An 18,692-nucleotide genomic window follows, 5' to 3' on the forward strand; every position below is an offset into this window, starting at 1 on the left:
AGGGACCGGCACTCAACCACGTGCCCGGCTCCCCTGTGCAGACGACGAATCCGGTGTCCGCTCCAGCTCCCTCACATCGAGCGTACGCCCGAGGAACGCGAAGGCGTTGTTGGCCAGAACCGCTTCGTCGCCGAGCGCGCGCGTCGCGAAAATCCCGGGCTGCTTCTGCCTGATCGCAAAGGGGTAATCGGATCCCACGACGATATGCTCGGAGCCGACAGCGTTGCCGAGGAACGACAGTGACGCCGGGTCGTAGAGAATTGTATCGTACCAGAACTGCCGCGCGGCCTTCGACGGCGGCTGGGCCATCTTGCCCTTCAAACCAAGCGACCAGCCGAAATCCATCCGCGGCAGGATCCACGACAGTGCGCCACCGCCGTGGCTGAGCAAGATGCGCAACCGCGGAAAGCGCTCGGTAACTCCGGCGGCGAGCAGCGACACCGAAGCCAGCGCCGTCTCCAGGGGAAATACGGCGGTGGCCGCGAACTCCAGGCTGGCACCGACCCGCTCCATGCCAGCCGGGTGCAGCGGATGCACAAGAATTCCGAGGTCGAGCGCTTCAGCGGCTTCATAGAGCGGAAACAGGTCGTCGCTTCCCAGCGCCACGCCATTGATGTGCGTGCCGATTTCGATCCCGGCATGTCCCATCGACTTGACGCTCTGCATCTGGCGTATCGCGCGCGGCACGTCCTGGGCGCAAACCATTCCGATGCCGACGAAGTTACGCGGCGCCCGCGCAACCATGGCCGCAATCTCGTCGTTCATGACATCGGCCAGATATTCCGCATCATCCGGCGGCAGCCAATGCGACAGCAGCTCCGGCATCGGCGACAACACCTGCATGTCGGTGCCATCCTCAGCCATGTCTGACAGGCGCCGGTCGACGTCCCAGGACCGCGTATCGATTTTGCGGAATGCCTTGCCGGCGATCATCACCGCAGCCTGATCGCCGCCCACCAGTTCGACGCTTGGCCACCGCCGATCCCGCCTGGGATCCGCAGCAAGCCGCGAAGGCACAACATGGGTGTGAATGTCTATCACAGCGCCCAACGCGTCTCTCCCTGCTGCTCTTTGCGAGCTTGTTCGCCGATCGGACCAATCTTGCGTAACGGTGTCCGACCTGACGTTTTCACTTTACAAACAGGATTGATTGTTTCTAATTTCGAGTCAAGACGTCTTTTGAAAAGCGTCACGATGGCTGTCGCGTCAGAGACAGCCACTAAGGGAGCGAACGCGGTGAACACGTCAAAGACACGCGTCGTGATCGTCGGAGCCGGCCAGGCCGGAGGCCGCGCGGCCGAAGCGTTGCGCGCCGCCGGCCATACTGGACCGATCACCTTGATCGGCGAGGAAGTTCACCTCCCCTATGAGCGGCCGCAGCTCTCCAAGGCGATCCTGCTCGACAGCGAGCCCAATCCGGCGTTTATCAGAAACGCGAACGGCTGGGCCGAGCTCGATGTGAAATTGTCGACATCTTCCCGCGCCGTCGCCGCCGACGTCAACCGGCGCGAGATAGGCTTGAAGGACGGCAAGACGTTCGCGTTCGACCAATTGTTGCTCGCGACCGGAACGCGTCCGCGCCGGATGCCCGAACTGGAGCGCGGTCCCCTGCCCGTCAACTATCTCCGGTGCATGGACGATGCGCTGGCGCTGCGAAGCGCGTTGCAGCCGGGCAAGAACGTCGTGCTCGTCGGCGGCGGAGTGATCGGCCTCGAAGTGGCGTCTGCGGCTATCGCGCGTGGTTGCCATGTCACGGTCATCGAGAAAGCTGCGACCGTGCTGCCGCAAGTCGGCTCGGCCGTGCTCAGCCGATATGCCGAGACACTTCATACAGCCAAGGGCGTCTGCATTAGGTGCGGCGTGTCCGTCAAAAGAGCGACCGCCGACGGAATTGAACTCAGTGACGGAACCGTGGTCCTTGCCGACGTGATCCTGGTCGGGATCGGCGTCGAGGCGTCGGTGGAAATCGCGCAACAGCTTGGATTGAAGGGCCAGCAGGGTATCAAGGTGGACACATCGGGCGCCACCGGTATCGACGGCGTTTACGCGGCCGGAGACGTCGCCGAACAATGGAGCCCGTGTCACGGACGCTGGATGCGGCTCGAAAACTGGGCCAATGCGCAAAATCAGGCGATCGCCACCGCGAAAAACATGAGTGGCGAAACCACGGTCTACGAGGCGCCGCCCTGGTTCTGGACCGATCAGCACGGCATCAACATCCAGATCGTGGGTCACCCCGGCGCCGGCGAAGAAATCGTCAGGGGGGATGTCGCCGGCGGGCGTTTCACGACGCTTAGTGTTCGCGATGGCGAGGTCGTCGGCGGCATAGCCGCCAATACCGCCCGCGACATGTCCGTTCTCCGCCGTCTCGTGGTGTCGCGAAAACGGGTCAGCCGAGACGACCTTGAAAATCCGCATTTCGAATTGAAGCGCTCACTTGTCTCATAGAAAGGACACGCCATGAATGCCGATAATGCCGGGCCGGCCCTTCTCGTGGATCCGGCACAACGGGTATTCAAGATCGCCCGCCGCAACTTCGTTGACCCTGAGATCTACGAGGCAGAGAAAGAAAGAATCTTCGACCGCTCGTGGCTCTATCTGGGGCATTCCTCGGAATTGCCGAAGCCCGGCGATTTCATCAGCCGCTCGGTGGCCGGCCGTAGCATTCTGTTTACGCGCGACGCCAAGGGGCAGCTTCGGGCCTTGCTGAACACCTGCCCACACCGCGGCGCGCAGGTCTGCCGCGAACGCAAGGGCAATGCCAAATCGTTCCAGTGCTTCTATCATGGCTGGGTGTTCGGCGCGGACGGCAAACTGCGCAGCCAGCCCGGCGAAGAATCGTATCCGGAAGGCTTCAAGGGCCGGGACACATCGAACATGCAGGCCGTGCCCCGTTACGAAAGCTATCGAGACTTCAATTTCGTCTCTTTCGATCCGAATATCATCCCGCTCGAGCAATATCTCGGGAACGCCAAGGAATATCTCGACGTGATCTGCGACCAGACCGATACCGGCATGTCGATCGTGGCCGGCAGCCAGGAATATTCGATCCGCGCCAACTGGAAGCTGCTGACAGAGAACAGCATCGACGGCTACCATGCGATGACGACGCATGCGAGTTACTTCGACATCCTGATGAACACCACCGACAACATGAGCACGGGCACCGGCGGTGGCTATGGATACGACTTGGGCAACGGACATGCGGTGCTAGAATACGGCGCTCCGTGGGGGAGACCGGTCGCGCAATGGATTCCCGGTTGGGGCGCGGCTGGCAAGACCGAGATCGCCAGGCAGTACGACAAGTTGCTGCAGCGATACGGCAAGGAGCGCGCCGACCGGATCGCGCTGAAGAACCGCAACCTGTTTATTTTCCCGAATCTCGTGGTCAACGACATTATGGCGTTGACAGTCAGAACCTACTTCCCGATGGCGCCGGACTACATGGTCATCAACGCCTGGGCTCTGGCGCCGAACGAGGAGACGGCGTGGGCGCGCAAGTACCGCCTCAACAATTTCCTCGAATTCCTCGGCCCCGGCGGATTCGCAACGCCAGATGATGCCGAGGCGCTCGAACATTGCCAGCGCGGCTTCAAGAACTCAAAAGAAGCGATGTGGAACGACATTTCGAAGGGCATGGGCAAGGACAAGCCTTCGCACGACGACGAGCTTCAGATGCGCGCATTCTGGACCCAATGGAACAGGCAGATGTTCCCGACGCCCGCTCCCAGCATCAAAGACGTTGCAGCCTGAGGAGGCCGACATGATTTCCGTGACCCGTTCAGACGTCGAGGACTTTCTGTTTGCCGAAGCCGACCTGCTCGATCAGTGGCGGTTGCCGGAATGGCTGACCCTGTTCACCGCCGACGCCAAGTACGAGGTGCCCTGCACCGACCTGCCCGCCGATGCGTCGCCGGACACCAACCTGTTTTACATCGCCGATGACCGGATCCGGCTCGGCGAGCGGGTCAAGCGGCTGATGAAGCGCACGGCGCACGCCGAATTTCCGCACTCGAAGACCAGCCGGATGGTTGGCAATGTGAGGATTCGCTCCCGGTCCGATGACGAGATGGAAGTGACCTGCGTGTTCCAGACACTCCGGACCAAGGACGGCACTACCGATCTTTATTTCGGGACCAGCAATTATCGCCTGACGACAGACAGCGATGGCCTTCGCATCAAGGAAAAGCGCTGCATTCTTGGCAGCGAAGGGCTGCGCCCCTCGGGCCGCATCAGCATCGTTCTCTAGATGAGGCTGATCAGGTGAATTCCAGTTTTTCCGACCAGGTCGTCATCGTCACCGGGGCCGCAAGCGGCATCGGCGCCGTCATCGCCAAGCATTTCGCCGATGCAGGCGCACGTCTAGTGCTGTCGGACGTCAACGAAAAGCAGCTCAAATCCGTTGCCGAAACGATCGCTGCCAGCGGACGGGAGATGCCGACAGTCGTCGCCGGCGATCTTTCGCAGGAGGGCGTGGCGGGCGAGTTGATCCGATTGGCGGTCGAGACTTGCGGAACCCTTGACGTGCTGGTGAACAATGCCGGAGGCGGTATCATCAAGCCCTTTCTCGATCATACCCCGGAAACTTTGCGCACCACGATCGATCGCAATTTGTGGACGGCAGTATGGTGCACCTGGCATGCCGTTCCCGTCATGAAGGCGAAGAGGTATGGCCGCGTCGTGAACATCGGCGCCGATTCGGTCCGCAACGGCCTCTGGGACCATGCGGCCTATAACGCCGCCAAGGGTGGCGTGCATGCCATGGCCACCGGCCTTGCCCGGGAGTTCGCCAAGGACGGCATCACCTTCAATGTGGTGGCGCCGTGCATCGTGAACACGCCGCAGGTCCAGAAGGCCACTCTTATGTCGCCGCAGGCGCTGCAGCGCTTCGTCGATGTGGTCCCGATGGGACGCGCGGGCGAGATGGATGAAGTCGCCTCGATGGTTTGCTATCTGGCATCGAAGGAAGCCTCGTTCGTCACCGGGCAAGTCATCAGTGTGAACGGCGGCAGTACGATGTTATGAAGGAGATCATGACCAACAACGTTGTGATCGGCGTAACCACAGACTTTCCGGACGGCGAAATCCGGCCCGCCTCCCTGCCCGACGGAACCACCCTGGCGGTCTATAATGTCGGTGGAACGATTTATGCGACAGCCGATCTCTGTACCCATGGCGAAGCGTCGTTGTCCGAGGAGGGCATTCTGACCGGAACAATCGTGGAATGCCCGTGGCACTTCGGCACCTTTGACGTCACGAACGGAAAGCCCACGGGCATGCCGTGCACGATCGCGCTCAAGACCTTTCCGGTTACAGTCATCGAAGAAAGAGTCTATGTCGAATTCTAAAGAACCCAGGGTGAGCGGCCGCCGTCCTGCAGGAACGTTGCACACACCTGCCCCGCGCCAAAAACTGCGGTCGCGCAGAGACAGTTCGAGCGCACCGACCTATGCGCCACGGCGGACGCAGGCAGAGCGCAGCGAGGCCACGCGCAAGCAGTTGCTGGAGGCCGCGGCCAAGCTCATTCGCCAGAACGGATTCGGCGGATTGCGGACGATCGAGGTCGCCAGTGTGGCCGGCGTATCGCGTGGCGCGCTGATGCATCATTTTCCCAGCAAGCATGCCCTAGTCGTGGCGGTTCTCAACTACGTCAACGAACTCAATTTCGCCCAGAGTACGCGACGCGCCCAACTGGCCCGTGGCAGCGACGATCCGATCGAAGAGATCGTCAAGGATGCCCAGGAATTTTTCTTTGGCGATTATTTCTTCATCGAGCTTGCCATCGCGATGAGCGATGAGTCCACGCGCCGGCTGCGGCGCGAAACTCACCAGTTTACACGGCAAACGCGCTTCTCCATTGAAGCCGCATGGCTGGACACGCTGATAGCGTCAGGAATTCCGAAACAACTGGCCAGCGACGTGCTGGCGCTGACACTGAGCGCCGTTCGCGGATTTTCGGTACGCATGTTGATCGAGAAGGATCCGGAACAATTTACCCGCCTGATGAATGTTTGGCGCGACATCATCCGCCAGCATCTGGCGAGATCTCTTTCCAACAAGTCCCGCAAGCAGGGCCGAAAGTCATGAGTGTGAAAAGCCCGTCCCGTCCTTCCGCCATCCAGCTTTGCTACGTGCGGCTTGCGATTTCGCGGCCAGAGGCGGCCGCCGCTTTTGCAACCGAGGTACTCGGTCTGGAACACATCCCCAACAAGCTGGAGCCCTATCTGTACCGGTCCGACCAGCGCTATCACACGCTTTGCCTGGCTGCCGGAGCGGAACGGCCAAGCATCGGCATCGAGATATCGGACGCGCCGGAACTCGACCGCGTGGCGGAAGCCCTCGCGCACAGCGGGATGTCCCCGCGCGAAGCGACGACGGAAGAGTGTGCCCGGCGCTTCGTTTACCGCGCGCTGGTCGTCACGGACGCCACCGGCAACGAAATCGATCTGGTGTTGCGGCCAGCGCAAAGCGGCCGCCGTTATTTTCCGAGCCGTGATGCCGGCGTCACCGGCTTGCAGGGCATCGGGCTGCGCAGCCGCGCGGTCAAGGACGACCTGAGGCTGTGGACGATACTCGGCGCAGAGGTCACCGACCGGGTTGGCGAGATCACGTATCTCGGCATCGACCAAAAGCATCATCGTATCGCGCTCTACCCGTCGGACAAGGCTGGCCTCGTCTATGTCTCGTACAGCGTCGAGAGCATGGACGCGTTGATGCAAAATAGTTATTTCGTCCAGGAGCGCCAGATCAAGATCATGCATGGCCCCGGACGCGAAACGGCATCGGGCCAGATGTTCCTGCGATTTGCCGGCCCCGAAGGTTACGTCTTCTCGTATGGCTCCGGCTTGAGCGATCTCGGACCGCAGCATCGTCCGCGGCAATTTACACCGGAGGCTTCCTCGCTCTGCGAATGGGGAAGCGAGTGCGCCGATATCGCCGAACTGCTGCCGGTACAAACCGGATGAACCATCCTCTGCACAGGAGAGCAACATGATCGAGCTCAGAGATCTTTCGTATGTGAGGATGGGCGCTTCCAACCTCGAGGAAGCCGAAGACTTTGCAACCAAATGCCTTGGACTTCAGACCGGCGAGCAGTCGGGAAAGACGCTGTATCTCCGATCGGACCAGCGGGCGCACACGCTGTGCTACTTCGAGGGCAATCCCGCCGATCAAACCGTCGGATTTGAAGTCGCGAACGAAGCCAATCTTGACGCCGCTGCGGCAACACTGGACCAGTTGGGTCACCCCGTGCATGCCGGCAAGCCGAGCGAATGCGCACTTCGCAAAGTGAAGTCGTTTATCGGTTTCAAGGATCCTACGGGAAATCAAATCGAGCTGGTGGTGCGGCCGGAACGCAGCGGCAAGCGCTACTTCGCCTCGCGCGATGCAGGCATAACGGGTTTCAGCCATGTCGGTCTTCACACCACCGATCCGGCCAGGGACGAGAAATTCTGGACGCAGGTGTGCAACGCGCGCGTCAGCGACCGGATCGGCGACATCGCGTTGATGCGCGTCAACGCGATCCATCATACGATCGCACTGGCGCCGGGACGTGGACCCGGCATTCACCACGTCAACCACCAGGTCGAGAGCAATGACGACGTACTGCGCTCCTATTATCATTTGTCGGGCCAGCGCGTGCCGATCGTGTTCGGCCCGGGACGTCATCCGACCTCCGGTGCAAGGTTCCTCTACTTCCTGGGACCCGATGGAATGGTGTTCGAATATTCCGTCGGCGTCGATGAAATCCAGGACGAGGGGAAGCACCGGCCGCGACAATTCGGCTTCGAGCCGTCAAGCCTTTGCATGTGGGGCTCGAAGTCGGCGCGCCCGAGATAATCCAATCAGAGTCTCGATCAAGCAATTTATGATCGTGCTCGCTGGCGACCGCGGGTTCAATTCGTCCGGCTGATGATCTCTTTCATGATCACGTTGGTCCCGCCGTCAGTCCGCTGCGCTCTCGCATCAACGAAGGCGCGGCCAGTCGCATAGTCTCGCATGTAGCCATAGCTTCCATGGAGTTGACGGCATTTATCGACGACCTTGCATTGTAGATCGGTAGTCCGGTATCTTGCCATCGCTGCGGTCTCGATCGAATGCGCAATCAGACGGTTTTCCAACGCGAAGCGTTTGCGAATTAGCCCGAAGCAGACCTAGCGCAAGACTGCGCGCGGCGCACCTGCTCGCCGATGTAAAGAAGGTCCCGCATCGAGCGGATGACGAGGGAGATCGGTATCTCTCCTTCGTAGTTACAGCCAAAGGCCGTGAAGACATAGCCGACGACCGAGGTTACGCCGGCGTCCTTATATGCGGCGGCGAGCGCTCGCTGACTGTCGATCAGTTGATCCAGATTCTTGTTGTTATTGCGGATTCCGAAGGCTTCGGAAGCGCTCGTGAGCAAGGTGCTTTCAGGTCGGTCCCGCTTGCGCGAGCTCGTTCAAGAATGCGTTCCAGAGCATGTTGTTGGTTCTCCACCATATGCGTCTTCAAGTTTGTCTAGGCATGCAAGGCTGCAGGGCATTCTCCTAGCATTACAGTTGCCGTTTTGCTTTGAGATGCGCGCGCTGAGCGGCAGCCTGGTGAGCTCTGCGCCAGAATGACCATGCGATGACATGCGCGGGTTGGATCCGCTTTCGAGCAAGCCTGATGGCAATGCGGCGGATTTCCTGGATTGACCAACGGATCAGTGGCGGTGTGGTTATGCTTTGGCTTTTGCCGGGGGGCGGCGTTTGGTTTTTTTGGGCGGTGGCGGATTGGCGCGATGGCGGATCGCCGCCATCATGGCGAAGGCGAGCATCACCAGGGACACGTGGCGATGCCAGCCATGCCAGGACCTGCTCTCGTTGTGATCGAGCCCGAACTCGTTTTTCGCGGTTTCAAAGCTGTCCTCGATCGCCCATCGATGGCCTTCGACCGCGACCAGCGTTTCAATTGATGTTCCCGCTGGGCACCAGGTGGTGAAGAAGGCGAGATCGCCATCGGCGATATGGCGACGGATCAGCAGACCGCGCGTCCATAAACCATCATTTGCGCTGTTGAACTGCTCGACCTCGAGATCGGCCAGTTCGAGATAACACCAGTCATGCAGCCTCGGTCCTTTGGTTCCGGCTCCCGCCGACAAGCGCTTCCAGTCGGACGGGCGCCGCGTCCGGGCGATGTCTTCGGCCTTGCCGGCGACCGGCTGTCGCTTGCCCCAGGATCGGAAGACATGAGAGCTGCTGACCCCGAGCACATAGCCTTTGCCTGCCCGCCGTAGCTGCTGTTCGATATCGCCAACACCGTAGACCGTGTCACCGGCAACCCACTTGAATGGTACAGACGCGGCTATCGCACGTGCGATCATTCTCGTCGCAAGCTTTGGTTTGGTCGCAAAGCCGACATCGGCAGGCACATATGCGGCTTCCAGACGATCTGGATCGTCAGTCCATTCCTTCGGAAGATACAACGCGCGATCGATGAACGCATGACCATGACGCGAAACGTAGGTAGCGAAGACGCCGATCTGGCAGTTCGTGATCTTCCCTGCCGAACCAGTGTATTGCCGTGCCACTCCGCATGAGGCCTTACCCTGCTTGAGAAAGCCGGTCTCGTCGATCACCAGCACCGCATCGTCATCCGCCAAATGCTCGATGACATAGTCGCGGACGATATCGCGCAGGGCATCAGCGTCCCAATCTCCACGACCCAGAATTGCCTGCTGACGCCATGGGCCGGGATCGCCAGCCGCCTCCGCGCGCATCCAGCCGGTCTTGCGCTGCTCATCTCCGAGCAGACCTTCCAGGAACAAGCCTGCATTCGTCGCCACACGCTCTTGCGTGAACAACGGACGTATCCGTTGCTTGATCTCTCGAAGCGACGCCGCCCACAACGCAAGCGTCTCCTCAACCGACGCGGCCCGCGTCCACGACATTCGAATCATGGTTGCCCATGGATTCAGAAGCCCGCAAACAAAGCAACTGTAATGCTAAGAAGAAAGGTCTATCTCGATGTAACCTCGCCGGTATCCACCGAGAGCTTCAGGTTGGTCTTTAACTCTGGTGATGAGGATCGTCTTAACAAGGATCTTGAGCTGCTTAGAACTCGCAAGAACGATCCCGCAGCGATGCGCAACTTTCTATCCGTTTCAGCAGCCCTGGAAACACCTTCGCTGGTCACGAGCCGCACTTTGGCGCAGAAGGCGGCCTCATAGAAACAGACGCGTTATTTTCGGTGCGACTAGGCGCAAGTCCGGCCAAACGCTTCTGACTCGGCCCTCTGCAAGGGCGAAACGGACAGCAGATGGCAGGCACAGTCCACAGACTTGGTCGAAAATGACCCAAGCGAACTATGTTATGGCAATGTTGTCATATCTGATCAGCGTGTCCCTTGGAATTCAAACCGGCCACAATTCGCGGACTTGACACTCACGCTCAGCCGGTCACCACCTGAAGATTTGAAGGTCTATCGCAATGAATCCAATACTCGCACTATCTAACTCGCCTGAACCCGAGGTTGCTCAGATCATCCGTGACGGTCTTGACGCGTTCAATGATGCAATCGTGGGCCATAGTGATCGCCTGCCATTGCATGTCATCGTTCGAGCTTCGGAAGATGGCGAGGTCATCGGGGGGGATCAGTGGGGGGACTTCACTTGGACTTCTGACCGTCAATCTCGTGTATCTGCCCGAGACGCTCCGTGGCACGGGGATTGGGACCCGGATGATGGCAATGGCGGAGCAAGAGGCACGTCGTCGTGGCTGCCGGGCTGGGGTTGTTTACACGATTAATTTCCAGGCGCCTGGGTTCTATCAACGTCTGGGTTGGCGCAACGTGCTCGCCAATTTGCCCAAAGCAGCAACGACCACCGCTCTCGCTGTGTACGAGCTAAGAAGTTCATTGCGTTTGAATTGAAGCAGATCTCTAACTGGAGGTACGCCATAACTATTGCGTGCCGCGAATTGGGACCGAACTCTTTAGCGGAGGAAAACGCCTTAACGATACTGCTGCCGCAGCGGGTTGGCTTTAGCTGGCTGCAGCCGCAGCCGCGTGATCCGACTCGGATTGCTTTCGGCGAGAAGGATATCGCCGTCGGGCGTCCCGGAGATGCCGTGCGCGCCATTGAGAATCGGCCGACAGCGGCCGAGCCGCTCGCCTTTGGGGCCGACCTTCTGCAGGCTCGGCACCATGTCGCTGACGTAGGCGCAGCCCTCATCATCGCCCCAGATTGCGACGGGCTGGTAGAACCCACCCCAGGTTTCGAGGTGCTTGCCCTCGCGATCGAAGACCTGCACGCGGTTCGAGCTGCGGTCGACCACGACGACACGGCCGTCCGCAAAGGTCCAGATCGCATGCGGCCAGCCGAACTGACCATCGCCCGACCCGTGGCTGCCCCAGCTTGCGATCAGAGCGCCGGCGGCATCGAAGCGATGGACCCGGCTCGCAGCGTAGCCGTCCGAGATATAGATCTCGCCCCAAGCCGAGACATGCGCGTCAGTCGGATGGTTGAAGGGCGCAAGCGGTACACCGCGTTGGCCTAATCCGCCGAGCCGTTCGCCCGCTGGCGAGCATATGATCACCTCATGCATGTCGCGGTCGACCGCGAGGATGCGCCCCGTGGCGTCGGCCGTCAGCATGTGGGAATCGGCGATCAGATCGCCGCCCCAACCCCTGAGATAGGCGCCGTCGGGCGCCAGCTCGATCACGCGCGGGTCGTTGGGATGCACCAACGGATCGTGCCGCAGCATCACGAAGACATGCCCGCGCGGATCGACGGCGACGTCGGTAACAAAGCCCGTGTTCAGCGGCCAGGAGCCGAAGGGACGCTCGACGCGATAGAGCCTGTCTCCGAGTTCAACGATCAGTTCATGTATGGCCAAGACTTTTCCTTCAGGCGAGTCTGCCGGCGAAAGGATGCGTTGCTGCCCAGTGCCGGGCAATGTCTAGCCGCCGCGTCACCCATACCCCTTGATGGCCCTGGACATAGTCGAGGAAGCGCGCGAGGCCGGCCGCGCGCGCCGGATGGCCGATCAGGCGCATATGCAAGCCGACCGACATCATCTTCGGCTGCGTTGCGCCTTCCGCGTAAAGCATGTCGAAGGCGTCCTTATGCCACGCGAAATAATCGGCCGACGTGCCAAAGAAGCCGGAGCCGAACTTGCCATCATTGTTGACGAGCGAATAGGGAACGACCAGATGCGGCTTGCCGTCGACGACCTTCCAATAGGGCAATTCGTCGTCGTACGCGTCGGAATCATAGAGAAAGCCGCCCTCCTCTACCACCAGCCGGCGCGTGTTCACGCTCGGCCCATAGCGGCAATACCAGCCGAGCGGTCGCTCCCCGACCGTCGCCTTGAGCGAGGCGATCGCCTTGGCGATGTGCTCGCGCTCGTCCTCCTCGCTCAATTCATAATGCTTGATCCAGCGCCAGCCATGGCTGCAGACGTCGAAGCCCGAGGCTCTGATCGACGCCGCTGCCTCGGGATTGCGTTCGATCGCGAGCGCGCAGCCGAACACAGTCAGCGGCAGGCCGCGCTGCTGGAAAAGTCGTATCAGCCTCCAGAAACCGACGCGGCTGCCATAGGCGAACATGCCTTCGCCGGCGAGATCGCGCCCTTTGACGCCTGCCGGCAAGCCGGACGACTCGGTCAGGCCGATCTCGGTATAGCCTTCGCCGTCCTGCACGGAAGGCTCCGAGCCCTCCTCGTAATTCATCACGAAATTGATCGCCACGCGCGCGCCGCCCGGCCATTTGGGATCGGGCGGGTTCGCGCCGTAGCCGATCAAGTCGCGGTCATAGGTCATGGCCAGTCTCCGGGTCTTGGAAGGTCGTGAGGTTCGGGATTTTATACGCTCATACGTTTCGTCAGCCCGATCAGCCAGTCCATGACGATGACCAGCACCAGCGTCGTCAGGATATCGTCTGTCCCCAGGTCGTCTACGCGAAGCGGCCAAGCCAGCCTAGCGCCATGATGCCGGCCAGCACGCTGAACAGCTGCGCCAGCGAGACCACAGACCACCATCGACTGCTGCCAGATCAGCGCCGGCAGCGGTCTGTGACGGCATCGGCCGCTCCTATTCTGCTGCAGCGAACAATGAGCGGCAGTCGATGGCAAGCTTTTCTGGCGGGGCCTTGATCAAGCGCCCCTCGATCGCGCTTAAGTGATGGTTCGTGGCGGCGACAGCGCCGGTCACATTGCCTTTCTCGATCATGTCGATCAAGGCTGCACGCCACGGCGTTCGCGATCGAGTAGAGCGCTTTCAAGCGACCCTTGGATCCGGGAGTGAAAACCAGTTCTCGTCTGCACCACGCGCGTTGTGGTGCGGCGACGCAGTCGGAGGGGGGCGAACCGCCGCTACGTTGGATCGTGCTCGCGACGATGTGGACGCGGCCTTCGGGTGGAACAACCATTGTCGACGGGTCGATTGTCTGCCTAGAAAATCGTCAGCGAATTGCTGCGTGCGAACAAATCTTCAGCAACGACAGGTCGGCTCGCGACCGCGCCATAGCCCAGGCTTGCGGGAATCAACGGCTTATCCGGCTGGCACGCATCGTGCTTCGCTCACGGTAGCGCAGCATCGCTCCGGCGATCGCTCCAGGTTGGCGTGCCACGCACTGTAAAGTCCATGCGATGATCGCATCCCGCTACCGGCTTGGCGTGCGCGCGCCGAGCCACCAGAAAACTTCATATCAGAGGCGGCTTGGGCGCATTGCGCACAAGCATCTCCACACGATCGGAAGCCTCGCGCGCGCAGAGTTCCACTGCGGCTTCGCCCCATTTCCGATGCAACAACCGTCACAACGGAGGGAGTAGTCCATGTGCGATCGAACCGGCTGCATGCACCCGCCGAACTTCCGAACGATGGACTTCAGCCGCCGCAAGGTGCTCAAAGCTGCGGCGGCGACCACGCTGACGATGGCCGTCGGTGGCGGCTTGATGGGTGCGGCTCACGCGGCGGCGAATACCCTCAAGTCCACCCATGGCACCGGCTTCTGCAATCTCAATATCTTCCTGTCTCACGCCTTGCAGACTGCGAAGGATGACGGCGTCGAGATACAATTCATCAACACGCCGACATTTGCCGAACAGGTCACGTTCCTCGGCATCGGTCAGGTCGATGTCGGCCTGATGCCATACACGAGCTTCATGGCGCTGTTCGATGCCGGCGCTCCGGTCAAGATCGTCGCTGGAGGCGGCATCGAGGGCTGCGTGATCGTTTCGCAACCCGGACTGGACAGCCCAGAGAAGCTGAAGGGCAAGACACTCGGCACCTTCCAGCTCGATACGCTAGAGGTCATGCCTTACGACTTCCTCAAGAAGCACGGCGTCAGTTTCAAGGACATCAAAGTCCGTTATATGGGAACCACTCCGGAGGCGGTCGAGGCATTCAAGGCGGGCGCGCTCGACTGGATCTGCACCATCGAGCCCTATGGCACCGCGCTGCTAAACGACGTCAAGGGCTCGCACAAGCTCACCGACGGCACCGACATCTATGGCAAGGGCTATACCGACTGCGTGCTGGCGTGCCGCTCCGACCTGATCAAGCAGAATCCCGCCGGACTCAAGGCCCTCATCAAAGGCATGATGAAGGCACAGGCGATGGCCGAAACGAAACCGGAGGAAACTCTCACCCAATTGGTCGGCGCCTATTACAAGACCTCGATGGAGAACGCCAGAATCGCGATGGGCAAACAGCCGGCGGTGGTCGACGCACGCAGCCAGACCCAGTTCATCCTCGACCGCACCGACTCGCTGGTGGAGATGGGTTACATCAAGAATAAGCCCGGCCGTGACGCGATCGACTGGACCCTGCTCGAACAGGTCATCGCCGAGAACAAGGAACTCTACGCTAGTCTCAAATACAAGTCGGGATGAGCGGACCGGTGACCGACGTCACTCACCCACCGGAAGGAGTAGCTGGCATGGCCGGCGCCAATGCGTCGCCGCGACCTCGCCGGTTCGTGCTGCCGGAGGCGGTCATCCGCGCCGCCCCGCGCATCGGCTGGGCGCTGATGTCGGTCGGCCTGTTCGCCGGGATCTGGGAACTGCTCTGGCTGTGCGGGGTGACGGACCCGAAACTGCTGCCGCCGCCTCATATCTTTCTCGGCAACTTCCCCGAGCAGGCCAAGTTCTTCAATACGGCGCAACGCTGGCAGATCGGCGTCGGCCTCAACACCGGTCCATCCGCCGGCATGGCGCTCGCGATTACCGTGCTGGCGTCGGCGGCGCGGGTGTTCGCGGGATTGCTGATTGCGTCGGCCCTGTCGATCAGCATCGGCGTGGCGGTGCGGTATTTTCTCGTGGTGGAGAAGCTCGCCCTGCCGACCATCACGCTGCTGTCGCCGGTGTCGCCGATCGCTTGGCTTCCGGTCGCGATCTTCGTGTTCGGCATCGGCAACGCGCCGGCGATCTTCATGGTCGTGGTCGCGCTGTTCTTCCACATGGTGCTGGCCACCGTCAGCCAGATCGACGGCGTCAATCGCAACCTGATCAATGTCGCGCGCACCATGGGCGCGTCGAAATGGCAGATCTACAGCCGGGTCATCGTGCCGGCGATCCTGCCGGGCCTGCTGATGGTCCTGCGTCTCAATATGTTCGGTGCCTGGATGGTGGTGCTGGTCGCCGAATCCACGGGCGTCGGATATGGCCTCGGGCAGGTGATCATGCTGGCGCGCAACACCTTCAATCCCTCGCTGGTGTTCTTCACCATCGCACTCATCGGTCTGCTCGGCTTCTGTTCCGACTCGCTGATGCGGCTGCTGCAACGAAAGATCCTGTATTGGGTGCCCGAGACGACGGGGGTGCTGCGTGGTCTCTAAACCGTTCAAGCCGATCTCATCCCAGGACGCCGTGGTCTGCCGCAACGTCAGCAAGGTGTGGGCGGAAGGCACCAAGCGGGCGCACGTCGCATTGCGCGACGTGGACCTCGACGTGACGCCCGGCGAGTTCATCGTCCTGCTGGGTCCCTCCGGCTGCGGCAAGAGCACTCTGCTCTATCTGATCGCCGGCCTGGAACGGGAATCCGGCGGCGAGGTCTGGTCGTTCGGGGATCGTGTCGCCGGTCCGTCGCCCGAGCGCAGCCTGATTTTCCAGGAGACCTCGCTGTTTCCATGGCTCACCGTGGGGCAGAATGCGAGCTTCGGCCTCTCTATCCGCGGCGACAGCGCTGGGGCCCGCAGGACCGCGGCGCGCGAGGTGCTCGCCCGCGTCGGCTTGACCGAGGCGATCGATAAGCGGCCCGACGAACTGTCCGGCGGCATGCGCCAGCGCGTGGCCGTCGCTCGCGCGCTGGCGATGCGGCCCAAGGTGCTCTTGATGGATGAGCCGTTTGCGGCGCTCGACGTGCAGACGCGGGCCAAGATGCAGGATTTCCTGCTCGACGTCTGGCGCGACAGCGGCGCGTCGGTTCTGTTCGTCACCCATCACATCGATGAGGCAGTGGCGCTCGCAGATCGGGTCGTAGTGTTCACGTCACGTCCAGGCCGCATCAAGACGATCGTGCCGGTCGATATTCCGCGCCCGCGGGATCCGTTTTCCTCCGAAGCCGAACTGCTGCGCCGGCAACTGACCGAACTGATGCGTGACGAGGTCGATCGCGCCTTCGCTGAGCAGGAAGCGCTTGCCGCCACCGCCTGACCAAGACGACCTGACCAAGCCCCATCCCGCACGTCGCCCGCGTCAAATCCGGAGCACCGCCATGTCCACCTCCCTCATTCGCAGCCGTGCCATCATCGCGCAGGCGCTGGATCGCCAGACTTGGCAACAGATCGACGACGGCGCCGTGCTGCAGGAGGACGGCGTCATCGCCGCCGTCGGCACCTACGCGGACCTGCGCAAGCGCTATCCGAACACGGCCGTGATTGGCAGCGGCGACGAGATCATGCTGCCGGGCTTCGTCAACGGTCACCATCACGTCGGACTGACCCCGGTGCAGCTGGGCTCGCCCGACATGCCGCTGGAATTGTGGTTCATCACCCGCATGGTGACGCGCAATCTCAACATCTATCTCGACACGCTCTATTCGGCGTTCGAGATGATCGCGTCCGGCATCACCACGGTGCAGCACATCCACGGCTGGATGCCGGGCACACTCAGTGAGGTGGAAGCCAAGGCCGAACAGGTCGTCCGCGCCTACGAGGATATCGGCATGCGGGTGTCCTACTGCTACGCAGTGCGTGATCAGAACCGACTGGTTTATCAGGCCGACGATGCGTTTGTCGCGAGCCTGCCGAAGGAGCTGCAGGGACCGATGAAGCGCTGGTTCGAGCGTTTCAAGCTCGGTCTCGACGACGCGATCGGCATGTTCGAATCGATGTACGCCCGCCACAACAACAAGCCGCGGGTGAAGATCCAGCTTGCGCCCGCGAACCTGCACTGGTGCTCCGACAAGGCGCTGACCGTGCTGTCGCAGACCTCAAAGAAATACCAGGTGCCGATGCACATGCACCTGCTCGAGACCTCGATGCAGAAGGAATATGCCTGGTCGCGCGGCGGCTGCACCGCAGTCGAATACATCGACCGCTTCGATATGCTCGGCCCGCACATGACGCTGGGCCACGGCGTCTGGCTCAGCGAAAGGGACATCGCGCGCATAGCGGAGGCCGGCGCTTGTGTGTGTCACAACTGCTCCTCCAATTTCCGGCTTCGCTCCGGCATCGCAGCGCTCAACCACTTCGAGGCCGAAGGGATCAACACCGCGATCGGTCTCGACGAAGCCGGCATTAACGACGACCGCGACATGCTGCAGGAGATGCGGCTGGTGCTGCGCGCCCATCGTGTGCCCGGCATCGGCGACGAGGTTCCCACCATGGCACAGGTGTTCCGGATGGCGAGCATCGGCGGCGCAAGGACAACCGGATTTGGTGAACAGATCGGGACAATCGCGGAAGGCAAAGCCGCCGATCTCTCCCTAATCGACTGGAAGCAGATTTCCTATCCGTATCTCGATGAGGAGATGCCGATGCTCGACGCGGTGATTCAGCGCGCCAAGACCGACGGCGTGCGCACCGTCATGTGCAACGGCGAAGTGATCTACGACAATGGCCGCTTCACGCGGGTCGATCGCGAGAACGCGCTCAAGACACTGCATGACGAACTGCAGCACGCGCTGAGCGATGATGAGGTCGAACGGCGCAATCTCTCCAAGGCGCTGCTGCCACATGTGAAGAACTTCTACACCGGCTATGTCGATCCCGCGAAACACGAGCCATTCTACCGGCAGAGCTCGCGAATCTGACGCGGGACTCAACCGGCGCTTGCCCAAGCTGCCATGGCCCACGAAACTGCTGACGTTGGTTGTGGTATCCGGGACTCCATTGTATGATTGCTTATAACAAACGAACCAATGTCAGCTTTACGAGGATAATGGTGAGCGTATGACGAGAGCACCTATCGGCATTGGGTCTCAAGCGCACGCGCCGTTTCAATTTGCCCGAATCCGTCCCGGAGCCTAAGACGCCGATCCGCTCTACCCTTTCATGGGGCAGGTGAAAGCCGCCAGGGCAGCCTTCGTCAGCGCATCACAGCGGACCGAGCGCCGGCCGAGGCGGGCGTAGAGGGTTCTGCACGACGACCCCACCGCTGGGCGAGCGCCGCACAGACCATCAGTTGAATCTGATGGAAGACCATGAGCGGAAGGATCACCGCGCCCACCGCGTGGGAAGCAAAGATCACCTTGGCCATGGTAACTCCCTGGGACAGACTCTTTTTAGACCG

18 protein-coding genes and 2 pseudogenes are annotated in these 18,692 nt (G+C 61.1%); 12 read left to right on the forward strand and 8 right to left on the reverse strand.

Annotated features, from left to right (window positions below; genetic code table 11):
- Window positions 1-12: 12 nt before the first annotated feature.
- Window positions 13-1,041 (reverse strand): amidohydrolase family protein, encoded by a 1,029-nt coding sequence (locus IVB18_RS31450; protein ID WP_247991777.1) that lies wholly within the window; start codon window positions 1,039-1,041, stop codon window positions 13-15.
- A 195-nt stretch (window positions 1,042-1,236) separates the two neighbouring features.
- Here IVB18_RS31450 and IVB18_RS31455 point away from each other — a divergent pair, with 195 nt between their 5' ends.
- Genes IVB18_RS31455 through IVB18_RS31490 form a run of 8 tightly spaced genes read left to right on the forward strand, consistent with a single transcriptional unit; the run spans window position 1,237 to window position 7,839 of the window.
- Window positions 1,237-2,448 carry an FAD-dependent oxidoreductase gene (locus IVB18_RS31455; RefSeq protein ID WP_247984233.1) on the forward strand — a complete coding sequence of 404 codons (1,212 nt, stop codon included), beginning with the start codon at window positions 1,237-1,239 and terminating at the stop codon, window positions 2,446-2,448.
- Window positions 2,449-2,460: 12 nt separating this feature from the next.
- A complete protein-coding gene (locus IVB18_RS31460) occupies window positions 2,461-3,753 on the forward strand; it encodes an aromatic ring-hydroxylating dioxygenase subunit alpha (protein WP_247984234.1) in 1,293 nt (430 codons plus the stop codon).
- 10 nt (window positions 3,754-3,763) lie between these two features.
- The gene (locus tag IVB18_RS31465) at window positions 3,764-4,249 is read left to right on the forward strand and encodes an aromatic-ring-hydroxylating dioxygenase subunit beta (protein WP_247984235.1); all 486 of its coding nucleotides are present in this window, start codon (window positions 3,764-3,766) and stop codon (window positions 4,247-4,249) included.
- 14 nt (window positions 4,250-4,263) lie between these two features.
- Window positions 4,264-5,025 carry an SDR family oxidoreductase gene (locus tag IVB18_RS31470; RefSeq protein WP_247984236.1) on the forward strand — a complete coding sequence of 254 codons (762 nt, stop codon included), beginning with the start codon at window positions 4,264-4,266 and terminating at the stop codon, window positions 5,023-5,025.
- 8 nt (window positions 5,026-5,033) lie between these two features.
- A complete protein-coding gene (locus IVB18_RS31475; protein WP_247984237.1) occupies window positions 5,034-5,348 on the forward strand; it encodes a non-heme iron oxygenase ferredoxin subunit in 315 nt (104 codons plus the stop codon).
- A complete protein-coding gene (locus tag IVB18_RS31480; protein WP_247984238.1) occupies window positions 5,335-6,087 on the forward strand; it encodes a TetR/AcrR family transcriptional regulator in 753 nt (250 codons plus the stop codon). The genes IVB18_RS31475 and IVB18_RS31480 overlap by 14 nt, the downstream gene beginning before the upstream one ends.
- On the forward strand, window positions 6,012-6,965 hold the full coding sequence (locus IVB18_RS31485; protein ID WP_247984239.1) for an oxidoreductase: 954 nt from the start codon (window positions 6,012-6,014) through the stop codon (window positions 6,963-6,965). The genes IVB18_RS31480 and IVB18_RS31485 overlap by 76 nt, the downstream gene beginning before the upstream one ends.
- Window positions 6,966-6,990: 25 nt before the next feature.
- Window positions 6,991-7,839, forward strand: coding sequence for a VOC family protein (locus IVB18_RS31490; RefSeq protein ID WP_247984240.1), 849 nt, complete (start codon window positions 6,991-6,993; stop codon window positions 7,837-7,839).
- 56 nt (window positions 7,840-7,895) lie between these two features.
- On the opposite strand, the pseudogene IVB18_RS31495 reads toward IVB18_RS31490, so the two are convergent.
- The 6 genes and pseudogenes from IVB18_RS31495 to IVB18_RS31520 all read right to left on the reverse strand — a co-directional run.
- Window positions 7,896-8,087 (reverse strand): annotated as a pseudogene (locus IVB18_RS31495) (acyl-CoA dehydrogenase family protein); the annotation flags it as partial.
- Window positions 8,088-8,137: 50 nt separating this feature from the next.
- Window positions 8,138-8,401, reverse strand: coding sequence for a hypothetical protein (locus tag IVB18_RS31500; protein ID WP_247984241.1), 264 nt, complete (start codon window positions 8,399-8,401; stop codon window positions 8,138-8,140).
- A 297-nt stretch (window positions 8,402-8,698) separates the two neighbouring features.
- A complete protein-coding gene (locus tag IVB18_RS31505) occupies window positions 8,699-9,919 on the reverse strand; it encodes an IS701 family transposase (RefSeq protein WP_247984242.1) in 1,221 nt (406 codons plus the stop codon).
- Between the two features lie 1,051 nt (window positions 9,920-10,970).
- Window positions 10,971-11,855: a hypothetical protein gene (locus tag IVB18_RS31510; protein ID WP_247984243.1), complete on the reverse strand. Its 885-nt coding sequence runs from the start codon at window positions 11,853-11,855 to the stop codon at window positions 10,971-10,973.
- Between the two features lie 10 nt (window positions 11,856-11,865).
- The gene (locus IVB18_RS31515) at window positions 11,866-12,780 is read right to left on the reverse strand and encodes a polysaccharide deacetylase family protein (protein ID WP_247984244.1); all 915 of its coding nucleotides are present in this window, start codon (window positions 12,778-12,780) and stop codon (window positions 11,866-11,868) included.
- 270 nt (window positions 12,781-13,050) lie between these two features.
- Window positions 13,051-13,197 (reverse strand): hypothetical protein, encoded by a 147-nt coding sequence (locus tag IVB18_RS31520; protein WP_247984245.1) that lies wholly within the window; start codon window positions 13,195-13,197, stop codon window positions 13,051-13,053.
- Between the two features lie 596 nt (window positions 13,198-13,793).
- Here IVB18_RS31520 and IVB18_RS31525 point away from each other — a divergent pair.
- The 4 genes from IVB18_RS31525 to IVB18_RS31540 all read left to right on the forward strand — a co-directional run bounded on the left by IVB18_RS31525 (window position 13,794) and on the right by IVB18_RS31540 (window position 18,213).
- Complete coding sequence (locus IVB18_RS31525) at window positions 13,794-14,852, forward strand: ABC transporter substrate-binding protein (protein WP_247984246.1); 1,059 nt, start codon at window positions 13,794-13,796, stop codon at window positions 14,850-14,852.
- Between the two features lie 47 nt (window positions 14,853-14,899).
- Window positions 14,900-15,796, forward strand: coding sequence for an ABC transporter permease (locus IVB18_RS31530; RefSeq protein WP_247984247.1), 897 nt, complete (start codon window positions 14,900-14,902; stop codon window positions 15,794-15,796).
- A complete protein-coding gene (locus IVB18_RS31535; protein ID WP_247984248.1) occupies window positions 15,786-16,613 on the forward strand; it encodes an ABC transporter ATP-binding protein in 828 nt (275 codons plus the stop codon). Before IVB18_RS31530 ends, IVB18_RS31535 begins: the two co-directional genes overlap by 11 nt.
- A 61-nt stretch (window positions 16,614-16,674) precedes the next feature.
- Entirely contained in the window at window positions 16,675-18,213 is a 1,539-nt protein-coding gene (locus tag IVB18_RS31540) for an amidohydrolase family protein (RefSeq protein WP_247984249.1), read from the forward strand.
- Between the two features lie 275 nt (window positions 18,214-18,488).
- Here the strand turns inward: IVB18_RS31540 and IVB18_RS31545 are convergent.
- Window positions 18,489-18,689, reverse strand: a pseudogene (locus tag IVB18_RS31545) (bile acid:sodium symporter); the annotation flags it as partial.
- Window positions 18,690-18,692 lie beyond the last annotated feature (3 nt).

The sequence above is a fragment of the Bradyrhizobium sp. 186 genome (genome assembly GCF_023101685.1).
Classification (GTDB): Bacteria; Pseudomonadota; Alphaproteobacteria; order Rhizobiales; family Xanthobacteraceae; genus Bradyrhizobium.